Here is a 15,511-nt window from a genome sequence, read left to right as displayed (position 1 = left end):
TAAGGAGCTTCCCGCTAGCAGCCGCGCCGCTACTTGCTTGTCGTCGGCTCAAAAGAAAATGACGCGCCGAATTCTATGCACCACGCGACGCCGGCTTCACGCCGTGGTCCACATCGGGCCGTTCGGTTTTTACCCTACGGCGCTACTCGCTGGCAGGGCCCCGCCGCCAGCGCCATCAGAAGGCCGCTACGATTTCCTGGTACGAAATGAGGACCAGTGCCACCACGGCCGTAGCCAGCCCCACGCGGCCCCGCGCCCCCAGCTGCTCCCGAAATAGAAATGCGGCCCCCACGGCTCCCAGCAAAATGGTGGCTACGTTGGCAATGGGGTACACGAACGCGCCATCGTTGCCGAAATTGCCCAGGGCTTTGATGAGGAAATAGATGGAGAAGTAGTTGGGAATGCCCAGAATAATGCCGGCCAGTACATTTTTAGCGGCAAATTGCTGCCCGCCCTTCGCTACGCGGCTCAGCAGAATGAGCAGGCCAATGGTGCCGGCCGTGGCGAACGTGACCAGCGGAAACAGCGTGCGGGTAGCCGCGTCGGGCAGCAGCGTGGAGCTGGCAAAGTTCAGCAGGGAGTCGCCGGCCCCGCTGGAAACGAAGAGCAGCAGCGGCAGCCACCAGGCCGCCGCCGGTGCCGTGCCATCAGGAGCGGCGGCGGTGGAGCGGCGGGGCAGGGCCGTGAGCAAAATGGCCAGCAGCGCCAGGGCCATACCCGCGTAGTTGATAAACGTATAGGGCCGCTGCGACAACCGAAGCACCAGCAGATTGAAGAGCACGGGCAGAATGAGCGACATCTTATTGGCCACCGACGCGGCACTGACGCCCACGCGCTGGGCCGTGATGGCCACCAGATAGAATGTGCCGATAAACAGCCCGCCTAAGGCCACAGCCGCTACCAGCCAGGCCCCACCGGCCCGCAGCGGCTCCAGCGACGGGGCCCCGGAGGCCAGCCAGCCCACCACCACGCAGGTGATATAATTGACAATCAGCGCCTGAAATGTGTCGACGCCGAAGCGGGAAAAGTATTTGAAAATGAAAACGATAGTAACCGAGAACAGAACCGAGAGGAATAAGGCAAGCATGCGGGCAACGACAGAATGAAGGAAGAGGGAAACGCCAAAAGGGCCGCAAAAATACGATGCCGCGCCGTCGTTTGCCGCCCGCGCCCCGATTTTACTTGTACTTTCGCCGTTCCTGCCCCGTTCGTAGCCTTTTTAATTTCCGCATGCCCGCTGCTTCGTCCTGTTTGCTGCCTTTGCCGCTGGAAGGCGACCAGTACGTGGTGCGGCTCCACGTGGGGCCGGCCGGGCAGGTAGCCGACCCCACGCTGCCCCTGGCGTTTGAGCCCTTTCTGTATCTCACGCCTGCCCACCTGCGCCTGCAGCGTCACGCCGGGCTGCTGCTCTCCTTCTACCTCGAAGACCAGGACCGCCAGCTCACGGTGGCGCAGCTGCACGTAGCCGGCGAGGCCGGTGGCGGCACCGCGCAGAGTCCGTGGCAGGCTCCGTTTGGGGCAGTGCAGCTGGCGGCGGTAGCGGCAGTGGCGCTGCGGGCTTTTTTGGAAGTAGTGCACGCCCAGCTGGCCGCGCAAGGCTTGGCCCACCTGCGCCTGCGCAGCTACCCCTTCGCCTACGACCCGGCGGGCAGCGCCTTGCTCACCCACGTATTGCAACAGCTGGGCTACGCCATACCACTGGCCGAAATCAATAACCATCTGCCGCTGGCCGCCGACTTCCGGGCGCGGCTGCACCCCTCAGAGCGCCGCCGCCTGAAGAAATGCCAGCACCAAGGCTTCGTTTTTGAGCAGGAAACGCCCTTGTTCTTGCCGCTGGCCTACGAGTTTCTGCGCCGCTGCCGCCGGGAAAAAGGCCAGGAGCTTTCCCTGAGTCTAGAGCGGCTGCAGGAGCTGTTCAGCCAGTTCCCGCAGGATTACTTCCTGTTCTCGGTGCGCGACCAGGCCGGCAACTGGGCGGCGCTGACGGTTGCCATTCGGGTAAACAGTCGGGTGCTCTACAACTTCTACCCGGCCAGCCCCTTGGCGTACAATACGTTTAGCCCCGTCGTGCTGCTCAACGAAGGCTTGCACGCCTTTGGGCGGGCCAATGGGCAGCAGCTGCTCGACTTGGGCACCTCCACCTTGCCCGAAGGTCTCAATCAGTCGTTGCTACAATTCAAGCGCCATCTGGGCGGTGTGCCCAGTCTGAAGCTGACGTTTGAGCGGTAGGCCGCCGGAATGCGTGGCAGGAGCGGGGCTGCGCTGGGCGCAGCCGTAGTACGGGAAGCAGCAGCGGCATTTGCGCGCTAAGTACTTGCACGAGTTCAGCCGGGCAAAGATGACACTATGCCAAACACGCTCTAACATCCGCTACTTTTGCCGGGCATGCAGCCCGACGACTCTTCTGCCACGTCACCGTCTTCCGCGCCTCTGGTGGGCGGCATAAGCCGTTTTCTGCGGGGTGCGTTCAGCTCGGGCATTGCCGTAGGGGCCCGCACGGCCGGCGCGCTGCTGCTCAATAAGCTGATGGCCGTGTATGGCGGCCCCAGCGGCCTCACGCTGCTGGCCCACTTCCAGAATCTGATGGCCCTGTTCACGACGCTGCCCAATGAGGGCGTACACGTGGGCATTGTGAAATACCTGGCTCCGCTGCGGGCCGGTGCCGGTCGGTACCGGGCCTGGCTGGGCGCGGGGCTGGTGCTCAATGGGTTGGCCTTGTTGGTCGGCACCGCCGTGCTGCTCCTGGGCCGACAGTCGCTGGTGGGCGTTTTTCGGCCTTCTGCCGCCTGGGTGGCGTTGTTTGCGGCGGGTATTGGGCTGCTCACTGGCAATACGTTCGGGGGAGCGGTGCTGCTGGCTGCGGGCCGGCTGCGGCCCTATGTGTGGCTAACCACGGTGCTGAGTGCGGCGGGCGTGGCGGGCGTGGCCGGCGCATTGTACAGCGGGCTGGCCGTGGAAAAGGTGCTGCTGGCCTATTTGCTGGCCCAGGGCTGCACGCTGGTGCCTACGCTCGTGGTCTGTGCCCGGCACGGCTTGCTCATGCCCCTGCGCGGACCGGTCAGCCGGGCGGCGCTGCGGGGCATGGGGCGGTTTGTGCTGATGGCCGTGAGCGTGCTGCTGTTCAGTAAAATCGTGGACTTCGTGCTGCGCGACGTACTGATTCGCTCTTTCAGCCTGGCCCAAACCGGGATGTGGCAGGCGGTAGCCAAGCTCTCGGACAACTACACGATGGTATTTTCAGCCGTGATGGGCAGCGTGTATTACCCGCGCCTGGCGGCGGTGGTGGGGCAGCCGGTGGCGGCGCGTGGCTACGTGCGTACCGTGCTGCTGGTGCTGGCCCCGGTAGTAGCGCTGGGGCTGGGCCTGCTCTACCTGCTGCGCGACTGGCTGCTGCCCTTGCTATTCGATCCGCAGTTTCTGGCCGCCCGCGACCTGCTGGCCCCGCAGTTTGTGGGCGACTGGGCCAAATTTCTAACCTGGACGTTTCTGTTTCTGCTGATGGCTAAAGCGCACGTGGGCCGCTACGTGGCCGTGCAGGCGGGCTCGGCGGCGCTTTACGTGGCCCTGCTGGCTGTGCTGCTGCCGCGCTACGGCCTGCTGGGGGCGCCGCTGGCGCACGCGGCCCGCTTTGGTATTCTGCTGCTGGGCTGCCTGGTTTACTTTCGCTCGTATTGGCGCTGATTGGCAATGACAGAACCGATTTCCACGACTCCCGGCACCGGCTCCCAACCGGGTACTGGCACGCCTTCGGTGGCTGTGCCACTGGTCACAATTGTGGCGCTGTGCTACAACCACGCCCCGTTTCTGGCCGAAGCCCTCGATTCCATCCTGGCCCAGACCTACCCGAACCTGGAAGTGATTCTCGTCGACGATGCCAGCACGGACGCCAGCCTGCCGATTCTGCGGCGGTATGCGGCAGCGCATCCCGGCTGGCAAACCATTTTTCTACCTCGCAACCAAGGCAACTGCCGTGCTTTCAACCAGGCGTTCCGGCGGGCGCAAGGGGATTTTTTTATTGATTTCGCCACCGATGATGTGCTCTTGCCCCAGCGCGTAGCCCAGCAGGTAGCTTGCTTTCAGCAGCTGCCCGCCGACTACGGTGTGGTGTATTCCGATGCCGAGCTGATTGATGAAGCCTCGCGGCACGTGCGCTACCACTACCGCCGCGCTGCCCACCAGCAGCTACACCCGCGCCCAGCTTCGGGAGACGTTTTCGCCGATGTGCTCCGCCGCTACTTCATCAGCACGCCCACCATGCTGATGCGCCGCACGGTGCTCGAACAGTTGCGGGGCTACGACGAAACCCTGGCCTACGAGGACTTCGATTTCTGGGTGCGGGCCGCCCGCAACTTTCGCTTCTATTTTCTGGATGAAGTAACGACCCAAAAACGACTGCATCCGGCTGCCATGTCGCGCCGGGGCTACCGGCCCAACGACCCATTTCTGGCTTCCACTATTCAGGTATGCCGCAAGGCCTTAGGCCTGTGCCGCACCCCCGCCGAGCAGGCCGCGCTGGGCGTGCGCCTGCGCTGGGAGCTGCGCCAAGCAGTGCGCTGGGGTAATTTCCGCGAAGCGCATGAGCTGTTTGGGCTGCTGCGAGCCGTAGGGGCAACCACTATTCTGGATTGGGCCTTGGGCACCTGGAGCGCCTGGCGCAGCAGGTAGCCGCCGCGCCGGGTCGTTGGTGAGGTACTTCTGAGCGTATTCGAAGCGGTGTTTTGTGCGCTGTTTGGCTACGTCAATTCGCGGTGAACTTAAGAGAAGCAAAGTTTTCGGCCTCCATGTGCGGCTAGTAGAAATGCAGTGTAGCGCAAAGGCCGCACAACCATAGAGCAGTACTGGTAACCAAATGCATGGTAAAATTTGCATATATTTTAGATAAAGTAGTAAATTATAGTAAATTAAAGCCTTGCGTCATCCTACTGACCCGGAACTGATAAGATAAGCCGCTGCAGACAAGCTCAACGGTAACGTCGGGCTGCTTCGTGAAACAAAACGCCACCCATCATAGACTACGCAGCCCAGCACTACGGTCGTCACTTGTTTGTTTTTTGGAGGTTTCAGGAGGATTTCTTGGCCTGACAACTGCTTCTAGAGCACTGTGGCACTATGTGCGGAAGGCGGTGGTGGCAGCGCGAGGTGCGTGGTAGGGCGGGGCGACTGGCAGTGCGAAATTAAGGACCACCAGATTACATAAAACGCTGCTTTTTTCTTCATCTGCCCATGGCTACACACCTACTTTCGTCGTTTTTTCGCCGGTGCCAACAAGTTAGCTGTCTACTGGCTTTCCTTGTTTTCGCAAGCATAGCGCAGGCCCAGACCATGCCAGTACTGCGTTGCGGCACGCCGGAACCCACCCCGGCCGAGCTGGCAACGCTGGCCCAGGTGGCCCACCCGCTACACGCCCGCCAGCCCGCCGGCCCTGTGACTTACGTGCCCCTGAGGATCCACATTGTGCGGCGAACGGATGGCACAGGAGGAGTTGATGTAGCCGCTGTCTACCAGAGCATTGCCGAAACCAACAGTCAGTTTGTGCAGTCGAATACCCAACTCTACGTGTGCGGCGCGCCTAACTACATCGACAATACGGCTTGGTTCAACTTCAATAGTCAGAACGAGGGAGCCTTGTCCAGTGGTGCAAACTACGACAGCAACCAGATCAACCTGTACTTCGTCAACTCGATTAATCGCAACGGCAACAGCAGCGTAGGGGGCTACGCATACGTTAACCCGGGCCCTGGGGAGCGCAAGGTGTTTCTGGCTGGCGTCGGGCCACTGGCGCACGAGCTGGGCCATACCTTCGGCTTGCTGCATACTTTTAACAATAACAACAGCTTCAACTTTGCTAACCGGGAGCTGGTGGCGCGCACCAACTGCAACTCGGCCGGCGACTTTATCTGCGATACTCCCGCCGACCCCTACGGCCTGCCCGGATCTACCAGCGACAACTGCGTGTATACTGGCACCGCCACTGATGCGCAGGGCAGTCTTTTTGTGCCCGATATGCGCAACGTGATGAGCTACTGGTTCTGTGGCAGCGAGTACACGCCTTTTCAGTATGCCTACATGCAGGCCAACCGCATGACCAGCCAGGCCAACCTGACGTGTAGCCGCCCGGCCGCCGCCGCTCCCACGGGTCTTGCAGTGACGTCGGGCAGTTGTCTGGGCCAAACCCGCCTGAGTTGGCGTAATCCGGTATCTGGCCCGGCGGCCGTGGGGTATTTCATCGAACGGGCTTCCGGCAGCAGCGACTTTGCGGCTATTGCGGCCGTAGAAGTGGGCGCCACGTCGTACGTAGACCAGAGTATCCCCGGCTTCACGGCGGTGCAATACCGGGTGAAGCCCATTAATGCGGCAGCCTCTTTCAGTAATGTGGTCGGCCTCACGACTGCCCGCATGTATTGCCGGGCTGCGCATAATACTCCCAACACCTGCACCGACAAACCGGAGGAGGCTTTCGGTCTGGGCTCCGTGACTCTGCGGCAGGGCCAAACGATCATTCTGGCGCACAGCACTACCAGCTGCGGGCCTTCAGCCTCAAGTTTTCCTACGGAGTATGCCCGGCTGCTGCCCAGTACGAGTTATTCTCTGGACGTAAAACTATTCACCTTCAACAACGGCTACTATTACCCGCAGCATGTAAGCGTGTGGCTCGATCTGAACCAAAACGGCTCTTTCGCGGAGCCCAATGAGCTGCTTTTTCAGAGTACCCAGCCAGCTGTATCGTATGCGGCCACCTTTACGCTGCCGCCGGGTGTCGCTAACGGGTGCGGCGCGCTGCGGGTCCGTACGCAATACGTGAGTTTAGGCTCCATAACTAGTTCCTGCGCTCCGTTGGTGTACGGTGAAACCCAGGATTATCCAGTGCTTTTTGGTACTGCCTTGTCTACTGTTTCACCGGCTCGGCAGCCGGCGCTGACAGTGCTGCCCAACCCAGCAGCTGGCCAAGCCACGGTGCACCTGTCTGCTACCCGTACCAAGCCCGAAACCTTGTATGTGCTCGATAGGCTGGGCCGGGAGATTCGGCGCTATACAATAGCCGCCTCGGCGACGCAAACTACGGTAGATCTAACGGGCTTTCCAGCAGGCCTGTATCTGCTACGGCTGAGCAGTTCTACGGCCCGGCTCGTAGTCGAATAGGGTGGAGGCTGACCTTTGGGGTAAGGAGGCTTTCAGTAAGAAGAATATGCTGAGCACTGTAGTCGCCAAAGGGCCTGCACAAGCAGGCGCTATTACTTGGGTGCATTTAGCAGCACCTCGAAAAGCTCCACAGTACCGGCCTGGGCCACGGAGCGACGCTCGGGAAAACGCGCCAGCACCTCGGGCTCCTGATAGCGAATAAGCTTGCGCGTCAGCTCGGGGTTGGTCAGCGTGCTACGGTTGAGCAGCAGCCAGGCTTTTTCGCCCGGAGCCAGTCGCACCGAGTCGGCGGCGGCAAAGCGCCGAAACCGCAGGTCGGGGGGCACCTGGAAGCCGTAGTAGAAGTCATAGTTGCCGATGAGGAAATCGTCGACGAAGACCACACCCCGGGCTGGCGCCTGCAGCCGCTCCCGCATAAGCTGCTGCTGGGCACGGTGTGCCGATACGCTGGGCTTTTGCATGAAATACAGCGGCCGGATGCTCAGCGCCAGCACCAGCGCCCCGAGTGCCAGCGCTGCGAAATGCTCCGTGCCGGGCCGCCGCCACGGGCTGGTCGCCGCCGGATTGGTCCACCAGGTAGCTAGAGCAAAATACAAGGCCGGCACCATGTACAGCACCGATAAGCTGTTGTGTAGCCAGCCCGCACCGGCCAGCAGCAATAGGGCCAGCCAATAGCCACCCCGACCGTTGGCCACAAAGTCGCGGAGCCCAAAGCCCGCCGCCACACACAGAGGTGGCAGCAGTGGGGTAGCCATGCGCGGCACCAGCGTAATGGGGTTGTAGTGGCTGAGGGAAGTGCTGCCCAGCCAGTAAAAAGCCAGCGTAGTAAACGTTAGTCCCAGCCAAAAGCCCGCGTCCGCAGTGGGTCTGCGCCGGCTATACAGCGCGGCCGCGCCCGCCAGAAGCAGTGCCACTCCCAAGCCGGTGCCCACCAGAAAAACCACGGGTTGGTAGGTGATGCGCGCCACCAGCGCGGTCCGGTTACCGGCCAGAAAATTGCCCTCTTTCAGGTATTCGTTGGTCTGCTCGATCAGGTGAAGGCGGTATAGCGCGTCATGAGTATACAGCTGGTAGAAGGCCAGGTAAGCTCCCAGCAGACAGACCCCGAGTGCCACCGCCGCTACCCAGAATCGGGTGTTGCGCTGCCGATACATATCAAGGGTTAGCACGCCCAAATAGAACGGCAGGTAGTACACAATCGTCTCTTTGCTGAGCAGAGCGGCGAAGTTGAGCGCGGCAAATCCCGCCCCCCACACCAGTTGGTCGCGGTACGTCTGCCGACCCAGAAGCAAGCTGAGTGCGCAGCACAAGCACCAGAACATCAGTATATTATCTGGGTAAAGATAATTGGTCAGATTAAGTGTGAAATAATGCAGCCCCAGCAGCAGCATGGCGGCGGCGGCCACCACGGGCTCCCGGTGCCGGTATACCCCCCAGATAACCCCGGCGCACCCCAGTGTGCACAGCAGCGGCCACAGAGTACTCGTGATACTGTTGATGCCGAAGATGGTGTACACTGCCGCCACCGGCCCGAAAATTAGCCACCGCTCTTTCAGTGGGTCGTGGAGCAGACCCTGCGGGTCGGGCACCACCGCAAAGGTGCCACTGGCTAGCTGGTGGGCGTAGCGGGCGTAGAAATAATCGTCCAGATCATACAGCCCTTCGTGGGTCAGGAAGAAGTAGGCTAGGGTTAGCAGCACCACGAAAACCAGCGTCAGGTCGGGCAGGCGGGAGGAGAGAGGCTTCACAACTGCAAAGCAACCGATTTAGAATGAACAGACCACTTGGTGGGCTCCGTTGCCAGCCCCACCGGCCGCGCCGCGCCCAAACCATCTTTCGTTTGCCCATCTTTACCCCGCCAGCCACGCCGTTCTAGTCTGGCCTGCTGGCCGCCGATGCTTGACTCCCGCTTCCTCCGCGTTATCGTATTGCCGGCGCTGCTGCTGCTGGCAAGCCTTGGACTGGGCTGCTACTTCGAAACCAACGACGACCTCAGCATCACGCTGCTGCTGCAAGGCAGCACCGCCGTGGCACCCGTCACCGATCTGCACCTCTACTTTCACGGGCTGGCCCCGCTGCTGGCTGGTTTGTACCAGCAGTTTCCGGCCCTGCCCTGGTATGGCCTGAGCCTCTACGGCCTGCTCTACGCCGCCACCGTGCTGGCCTTCGCCGTGCTCGACAAGCTGTTGCGCGGGCGGCTGCCCGGCGGCCCGATTGTGCTGGTGCTGGTCGGGTTTTACGCCCTGGCGTGGGTGGAGCACGCGTTGTGGTTTAGCTACGTGCGGGTGCCGGTGTTGCTGGCCGGCACCGGCTTGCTGCTGGCGGCCCAGCGCACCGGCCGCCGTCGGGTGCTGGCCGTAGCGCTGCTGGCCCTGGCGCTGGCCTGGATGATTCGGCCCAGTGCTGCCGGGCTGGGTGTTCTGGCGGCTGCCCCGGGCGCCTTGTGGCTGGCCGGGCGGCGCGGGGCCTCGCTAGTCGGGGGGGCACTGCTGCTGCTGAGCGCGGCCAGCGTGCTGCTGGTGCTCACCCGTGGTCCGGCCGCTGCCACCTACCAGACGCTCGACGTGCTCAAGTCCAACCTCAACGACTACCAGCTCTACCAGCCTGCTCCCCAAACGGCTGCCGACCGCCTCGGTATCCAAGCCATCGGTCACTGGGCCTTCGGCGATTCTACCGTCGTCAATGAAGCGTTGTTTCGGCGCGCCACGCGGGTGAACCCTGGCTACTTACTGCGCGAAGTGCTGCCGGGCAAGCTGCGCGCCTGGGCTAGCTTGCTCGGCCGCGACTATTTCGCCCTGCTTATGCTGCAGGCGGTGGCATGGCTGCTGGTAGCGCGCAGTCAGCGCTATCCGCACCGGCGCGGCTTTTGGCTGGTTCAGCTGTTTTTTCTGGGGCTGCTCCTTGGGTTGGGCATTGTTCTCAAGCTGCCGCCCCGGCTCGGGATGCCGCTTTGCAGCCTTTGGGCCCTCAGCACGTTGATTTACCTGCTGCGGGATACGCGGCGGCAGCTGCCGCGCCTGTCGCCTCTGGTATTCGGCATTCTGACCTTGTTGCTAATCGCCTACGCGTTCAAAACGACGCACCGGGTGCAGGTGCTGCGGCAGGAGCAGGCGCGTGGCCAGGCAGTGCTGCGGCAAGTAGAAGCAGCCACGCGGCGCGGGCAGCTACTGGTTGTAGCCGGACTGGAGGGTGCCTATAAATCGCAGTCGCCTTTCACGGTGGTGCATCTGGCTCCGCATTCGGTGCTGTCTCTCACCGGCTGGCCCACCCTCGACCCTTCGCAGCGTGTTTTGCGCCGGCAGCTCACCGGTACGTCCGCTTTGGCCCCGGCATTAGCCCACTTGGCTGCCCGTGGCCAAACGCAGTGGTGGCTTACCCCCGGGGTTGTGCCGTGGCTATCGGCGTATCTGGCTTCCAGAGGCTGGCGAGTCATTATTCGGCCCGTGGCTGCCACCGCGCAGACGAGTGGCTATCTACCTCAACAGTACACGATAAATATCGAGCGGCTGGAATAAAGGTAAAATGCCAAAATTTTATAAGCAGCCAAGCGAGTCTGTTTTACGTATCTGTGCTTGTCGAATGCCTACATTTGACCCCGAAATCCCTTCTTTCCTCCTCCTATGATTGCAACTGTGGCCTCCCGCTCGGAGGTGCTCCAGCATCTCGAATCCTTTCTAAAAGAAAATATTGACGGCTTTCTCAAAAAGGTAGACGACAGCTGGCAACCCACCGATTTTCTTCCTGACTCCCGCTCCGATACATTCTTTGACGAAGTCCGGGACTTGCGCGAAAGCGCGAAAGGGCTGAGCTACGACCTGTTAGCAGTGCTCATTGGCGACACTATCACAGAGGAAGCACTGCCTAATTACGAAGCTTGGTTTCACCAACTCGACGATCTGAACCGCGACCCTGACAACGGCTGGGCTCAGTGGATCAGGGGCTGGACGGCGGAGGAGAATCGCCACGGCGACCTGCTCAACCGCTACTTGTACCTGTCGGGCCGCGTGAACATGCGCGAGTTCGAGGTCAGCACCCATTACCTGATTGCCGACGGCTTTGACTTGGGTACTGCCCACGACCCGTATCGGGCCTTCATTTACACCAGCTACCAGGAAGCGGCCACCAACCTCTCGCATCGTCGCGTGGGGACGCTGGCCCGCAAAGCGGGCGACGCGCAGCTGTCCAAAATCTGCGGCATGATTGCCGGCGACGAAGCCCGGCATGCCCGCGTGTATCAGACCTTCGTTGACAAGATTTTCGAGGTTGATCCTTCGGAAATGATGCTGGCCTTCGAGGACATGATGCGCAAGAAAATCGTGATGCCGGCGCACTACATGCGCGAGATGGGCGTGGAAATGGGCAAAACCTTTGGCCACTTCACCGACGCCGCTCAGCGCCTGGGCGTCTACACCAGTCAGGATTATACCGACATTCTGGAGAGCCTCATTACCACTTGGAAGCTCGACCAGGTATCGGACCTGAACGGAGCCGCCGAGAAAGCCCGCGACTATATCATGGCCCTGCCCAACCGCCTGCGTCGCGTAGCCGACCGCATGCCGGTGCCCAAGCTGGAATACAAGTTCAAGTGGATTGAGTAACAGTAACCAGCAATTTGCTGCGCAACACTCAACCACCGATCAGAACAAAGAAAGGCCCGACGGAAATTTCCGTCGGGCCTTTCTTTGTTCTGATCGGTGACCTTGAAGCTGTTTAGGAAGTCGTCAGAACGTCATGCTGAGCTTGCCGAAGCATCTCTACCGCCACAGTAAATTGATTACTACTGCGGTAGAGATGCTTCGACAAGCTCAGCATGACAATTCCCAAACACGCTCTTAAATAAGTGTCAACGAACTAGTCCGGGCCGCTTCCCAGCCTAACAGCGCGGCTTTGCGCGTCGGGCCCCAGCGGTACTGGCCCAGGTCTCCAGTGTTGCGAATCACGCGGTGGCAGGGAATCAGGTAGCCTACCGGGTTGGCCCCGATGGCCGTGCCCACGGCCCGCACCGCCGGGCCGTGGCCAGCCTCGGCAGCCAGCCCGGCGTAGGTGGCAAGCCGGCCCTCGGGAATACGCAGCAGGGATTTCCACACTTTCAGCTGGAAATCGGTGCCTTTCAGATGTAAGTGCAGCCGGTCGCCGGGGCCAACCTCGCGGGCAAAGAATCGGGCTACCTGCGTATGCTCCGCTGTCATTTCAGCCAGCAGCGTGGCCTGCGGCCATTCCTGACGCAGCTCGGCCAGGGCTAGGTCGGCATCGTCGGCGAAGTGCAGGCAGCAGATTCCTTTGGGCGTGGAGGCCACCAGATACGGCCCGAACTGGCTTTCGCCAAAGCTGTAGGTGATAGTGAGGGCCGCGCCGCCTTGGCGGTATTCGCCCGGCGTCATAGCCTCCAGCGTCACGAACAGGTCGTGGAGGCGGCTGGTGCCCGAAAGGCCGGTTTCATGCGTGGCCTCAGCCACGGAAAGCTGCTGCCGGAGTAGCTTTTTGGCGTATTCCACACTCACGTACTGCAAGAATTTCTTGGGGCTCACGCCCGCCCATTCCTGAAATTTGCGCTGGAAGTGAAACGGGCTCCAGTGAGCTTGCTCGGCCATCTGTTCCAAGCTGGGCTGTTCCCGGAAGTGCTGCTGAATGTAGCCGATAGCGGCGGCAATGCGTTGGTAATCGGTCATGGCTGAAGCGGATTAGTAGCCAAAGCTACACCCGTAGCCCGCCCACCCACACCCGAATCTTGCGCACTTATGCGGCCTGGTGAGAAGTAGCGGCAGTGTCCTGCTTATCCTTGCGTCTGCGTAGTTGAAACACCTCTACCGCCAGAATATAATTACTGTGGCGGTAGAGGTGCTTCAACACGAGCAGCAGGACGTCGTTTTCTCCGTAATGTCAGCACACGCAGTATTTTGACAGGCGGCTGCCGGACCGGGCATGACACCGAAGTGCAGGCCATATCCTGCACTATAGCGCTGCCGGGGCTTCGTTCACCAGGCTGGCTTGCCGGAAGGTGAGGCTTTGCTCGGGCAGCACGTAGCGCATGGTGCGGGTGCCGCCGCTGGGGCAGCAGTTGGCGTCGCTGGCGGCATAGATAGGGAAGGAGCGCACCAGCTCGCGGCCCTGAACCCGGTACGTATCCTGGCCCTGGTAGCCACGGGCGGCCGTTGCCGACAGCGGGGGCACGGTTAGTCGTTCCCAATCCTGGCCCCCGAACCAATAGCCGCGTACTTCCCCGTAGGAGCCGCTGCCCGCCCCCTGCACAAACACCAACAGCTCGTGGCCGGAGCCGGCCGTGAGCTTCACCAGGCGGGCGTCGGTCACCTCACCCAGAATCGTATCCTGGGCTGTGGTCAGTTCCTGGCCATCCTGCTCGGCCCGCACCTGTAGCTGGCGCTGCCCCAGCGGCCCCGAGGAGCTGACGATGAACGTGTAGGGGGCGGCCGTCAGCGCTTTGCGGAAGCCGGGCGGCGGAGTGGGAGCAGGAGTAGTGCTAGCCGTGGGATTGGGCTGGCCGGTGGTGGTTTCGCGGGTACTGTCGCAGCTGGCGGCGCTGGTTAGCAGAAAAGCAGCCAGCAGGATGCGGGAAAAACTAGGCATGAAAAGCGGAAAGAGGAATGTGTGCGCTATACGGCGACTGCGCCGTTAAAGATAGCGCCGCTTACTCCACCACCTTTACGCCTTTCCAGAACGCTACGCGGTTCCTGATTTCCTGGGCCGCGTCTTTGGGCTCGGGGTAGTACCAGGCGGCATCTTTGTTCAGCTCGCCGTTTACGCGCACCGAATAGTAGCTGGCCCGGCCTTTCCAGGGGCAGGAAGTCTGGGCAATGCTATCCTCGAAGAATTCGCGCTTGATGGCGTCGGCAGGAAAATAGTGGTTGTTTTCGACAACAACCGTATCGGTACTTTCGGCAATTACCGTATCGTTCCAGATGGCTTTCATAAGAATAGAGCTGAGAGGTGAGAACAAAGAGCTGAGAACGGAAAATGCAGGGCCTTGGTAGGCACCCAGGGGGCAATAATAGCCACTTGGGAAGTACAAAACCCAGGCATTGAGCTCGGAAATCTCCCCAATGAACATTGCCGCCCGCCCTATTGTTATCACGCTTCAATCCCAACGTATATGTCTGCAGGTTTTCGTTTCCGGGATTTCGTGCCCGAAGAGTCGTCCGAGAAAGGCTTCGAGACACTGTTTAAACTATTCATGCAACTGGTCACCATCACGTCCGGCGACGTGGCGGAGGCCCTTTCCTGGCTCAATGAGCTGGACAAACAATACGGCCTGACCGATAACGACTACGGGATGGGCAACTTCATCGACGACCTGAAGAAAAAGGGCTACATCGATGAGAATGAGCAGGAACTGGGCTCGTTTAAGATTACGCCCAAAACCGAGCAGGGTATCCGCAAGAGTGCGCTGGAGGAAATCTTCGGCAAGCTCAAAAAGGGTAACTCCGGCAACCACCGCACGCCCCAGACCGGCCAGGGCGACGAGCTGAGCACCGATATCCGCGACTTCCGCTTCGGCGACTCGCTCGACCAGATTTCGATGACGGAAAGCATCCGCAACGCCCAGCTCAACCACGGCTTCGGCGAGAGTGGCGACGACTTTATGCTGGCCGAGGGCGACCTGGAAGTGCGCGAAACCGAGCACAAAACCCAGACCAGCACCGTGCTGATGATTGACATCTCGCACTCCATGATTCTCTACGGCGAGGACCGCATCACGCCCGCCAAGAAGGTAGCCATGGCCCTGGCCGAGCTGGTGAAGCAGAAGTACCCCAAGGATTTTCTGGACGTGATTGTGTTTGGCAACGACGCCTGGGAAATCAAGGTCAAGGACTTGCCGTATCTGGAAGTGGGGCCCTACCACACCAACACGGTGGCGGGCCTGGAGCTGGCCATGGACCTGCTGCGCAAGCGCAAAACGGCCAACAAGCAGATTTTCATGATAACGGACGGCAAGCCCACCTGCCTGAAGGAAGGCAACGGCTACTACAAAAACAGCTTCGGCCTCGACCGCAAAGTGGTGAACAAGACGCTGAACCTGGCCGCCGCTGCCCGCCGCCTCAAAATTCCGATTACCACCTTCATGATTGCCTCCGACCCGTATCTACAGCAGTTCGTGGAGGAGTTTACGCAGGTGAACCAAGGCAAAGCCTACTTCAGCGGCCTGAAGGGGCTGGGCCACCTGATTTTCGAAGACTACAAAAAGAATCGCCGCAAAACGCTGTAGCCCCGGCGCGGGCTGCTGGCTGCTACTGACTTTCCCGAAAGGCTGTCATGCTGCGCGCAGTCGAAGCTGTTCAGGAAGTCTGTGAATTGACTCTTGAACGTCATGCTGAGCTTGTCGAAGCATCTCTACCGCCGTAGTAATCATATACCA

The 15,511-nt window shown here is 60.8% G+C and carries 12 protein-coding genes; 7 read left to right on the top strand and 5 right to left on the bottom strand.

What is annotated here, in order from left to right; all coding sequences use genetic code 11:
• Positions 1–175: 175 nt before the first annotated feature.
• The gene (locus E5J99_RS00745) at positions 176–1,087 is read right to left on the bottom strand and encodes a hypothetical protein (RefSeq protein WP_135495805.1); all 912 of its coding nucleotides are present in this window, start codon (positions 1,085–1,087) and stop codon (positions 176–178) included.
• Positions 1,088–1,230: 143 nt separating this feature from the next.
• Here E5J99_RS00745 and E5J99_RS00740 point away from each other — a divergent pair, with 143 nt between their 5' ends.
• The 4 genes from E5J99_RS00740 (at position 1,231) to E5J99_RS00725 (ending at position 7,140) form a co-directional block, all read left to right on the top strand.
• Positions 1,231–2,229, top strand: a complete 999-nt coding sequence (locus E5J99_RS00740) for a hypothetical protein (RefSeq protein ID WP_135495804.1) — start codon at positions 1,231–1,233, stop codon at positions 2,227–2,229.
• A gap of 156 nt (positions 2,230–2,385) precedes the next feature.
• On the top strand, positions 2,386–3,681 hold the full coding sequence (locus E5J99_RS00735; protein WP_135495803.1) for an MATE family efflux transporter: 1,296 nt from the start codon (positions 2,386–2,388) through the stop codon (positions 3,679–3,681).
• Between the two features lie 6 nt (positions 3,682–3,687).
• Entirely contained in the window at positions 3,688–4,665 is a 978-nt protein-coding gene (locus E5J99_RS00730; RefSeq protein ID WP_135495802.1) for a glycosyltransferase family 2 protein, read from the top strand.
• A gap of 657 nt (positions 4,666–5,322) precedes the next feature.
• A complete protein-coding gene (locus E5J99_RS00725; RefSeq protein WP_167851915.1) occupies positions 5,323–7,140 on the top strand; it encodes a GEVED domain-containing protein in 1,818 nt (605 codons plus the stop codon).
• A 92-nt stretch (positions 7,141–7,232) separates the two neighbouring features.
• Here the strand turns inward: E5J99_RS00725 and E5J99_RS00720 are convergent, their stop codons facing one another.
• A complete protein-coding gene (locus E5J99_RS00720; protein ID WP_167851914.1) occupies positions 7,233–8,888 on the bottom strand; it encodes a glycosyltransferase family 39 protein in 1,656 nt (551 codons plus the stop codon).
• A gap of 147 nt (positions 8,889–9,035) precedes the next feature.
• Here E5J99_RS00720 and E5J99_RS00715 point away from each other — a divergent pair, with 147 nt between their 5' ends.
• Positions 9,036–10,655 (top strand): hypothetical protein, encoded by a 1,620-nt coding sequence (locus E5J99_RS00715; protein ID WP_135495799.1) that lies wholly within the window; start codon positions 9,036–9,038, stop codon positions 10,653–10,655.
• 105 nt (positions 10,656–10,760) lie between these two features.
• Positions 10,761–11,738, top strand: coding sequence for an acyl-ACP desaturase (locus tag E5J99_RS00710; RefSeq protein WP_135495798.1), 978 nt, complete (start codon positions 10,761–10,763; stop codon positions 11,736–11,738).
• A gap of 234 nt (positions 11,739–11,972) precedes the next feature.
• Here E5J99_RS00710 and E5J99_RS00705 read toward each other — a convergent pair whose 3' ends face one another.
• The 3 genes from E5J99_RS00705 to E5J99_RS00695 form a co-directional block, all read right to left on the bottom strand.
• Positions 11,973–12,809: a bifunctional transcriptional activator/DNA repair enzyme AdaA gene (locus tag E5J99_RS00705; RefSeq protein WP_135495797.1), complete on the bottom strand. Its 837-nt coding sequence runs from the start codon at positions 12,807–12,809 to the stop codon at positions 11,973–11,975.
• Positions 12,810–13,092: 283 nt separating this feature from the next.
• The gene (locus E5J99_RS00700; RefSeq protein ID WP_135495796.1) at positions 13,093–13,725 is read right to left on the bottom strand and encodes a hypothetical protein; all 633 of its coding nucleotides are present in this window, start codon (positions 13,723–13,725) and stop codon (positions 13,093–13,095) included.
• 61 nt (positions 13,726–13,786) lie between these two features.
• The gene (locus E5J99_RS00695) at positions 13,787–14,068 is read right to left on the bottom strand and encodes a DUF427 domain-containing protein (RefSeq protein WP_135495795.1); all 282 of its coding nucleotides are present in this window, start codon (positions 14,066–14,068) and stop codon (positions 13,787–13,789) included.
• 180 nt (positions 14,069–14,248) lie between these two features.
• On the opposite strand from E5J99_RS00695, the gene E5J99_RS00690 reads away from it, so the two are divergent.
• A complete protein-coding gene (locus tag E5J99_RS00690) occupies positions 14,249–15,361 on the top strand; it encodes a vWA domain-containing protein (RefSeq protein ID WP_135495794.1) in 1,113 nt (370 codons plus the stop codon).
• Positions 15,362–15,511 lie beyond the last annotated feature (150 nt).

The organism is Hymenobacter elongatus, assembly GCF_004745955.1.
In the GTDB taxonomy this organism is placed as follows: Bacteria; Bacteroidota; Bacteroidia; order Cytophagales; family Hymenobacteraceae; genus Hymenobacter; species Hymenobacter elongatus.
Note: the sequence above shows the minus strand (reverse complement) of the source record. Positions and strands in the feature narration are given on the sequence as shown.

Excerpts from the sequence above, each read along its gene's own strand:
- E5J99_RS00745 (WP_135495805.1), bottom strand. The coding sequence starts at position 1,087 with ATGCTTGCCTTATTCCTCTCGGTTCTGTTCTCGGTTACTATCGTTTTC.
- E5J99_RS00740 (WP_135495804.1), top strand. The coding sequence starts at position 1,231 with ATGCCCGCTGCTTCGTCCTGTTTGCTGCCTTTGCCGCTGGAAGGCGAC.
- E5J99_RS00735 (WP_135495803.1), top strand. The coding sequence starts at position 2,386 with ATGCAGCCCGACGACTCTTCTGCCACGTCACCGTCTTCCGCGCCTCTG.
- E5J99_RS00730 (WP_135495802.1), top strand. The coding sequence starts at position 3,688 with ATGACAGAACCGATTTCCACGACTCCCGGCACCGGCTCCCAACCGGGT.
- E5J99_RS00725 (WP_167851915.1), top strand. The coding sequence starts at position 5,323 with ATGCCAGTACTGCGTTGCGGCACGCCGGAACCCACCCCGGCCGAGCTG.
- E5J99_RS00715 (WP_135495799.1), top strand. The coding sequence starts at position 9,036 with ATGCTTGACTCCCGCTTCCTCCGCGTTATCGTATTGCCGGCGCTGCTG.
- E5J99_RS00710 (WP_135495798.1), top strand. The coding sequence starts at position 10,761 with ATGATTGCAACTGTGGCCTCCCGCTCGGAGGTGCTCCAGCATCTCGAA.
- E5J99_RS00705 (WP_135495797.1), bottom strand. The coding sequence starts at position 12,809 with ATGACCGATTACCAACGCATTGCCGCCGCTATCGGCTACATTCAGCAG.
- E5J99_RS00700 (WP_135495796.1), bottom strand. The coding sequence starts at position 13,725 with ATGCCTAGTTTTTCCCGCATCCTGCTGGCTGCTTTTCTGCTAACCAGC.
- E5J99_RS00695 (WP_135495795.1), bottom strand. The coding sequence starts at position 14,068 with ATGAAAGCCATCTGGAACGATACGGTAATTGCCGAAAGTACCGATACG.
- E5J99_RS00690 (WP_135495794.1), top strand. The coding sequence starts at position 14,249 with ATGTCTGCAGGTTTTCGTTTCCGGGATTTCGTGCCCGAAGAGTCGTCC.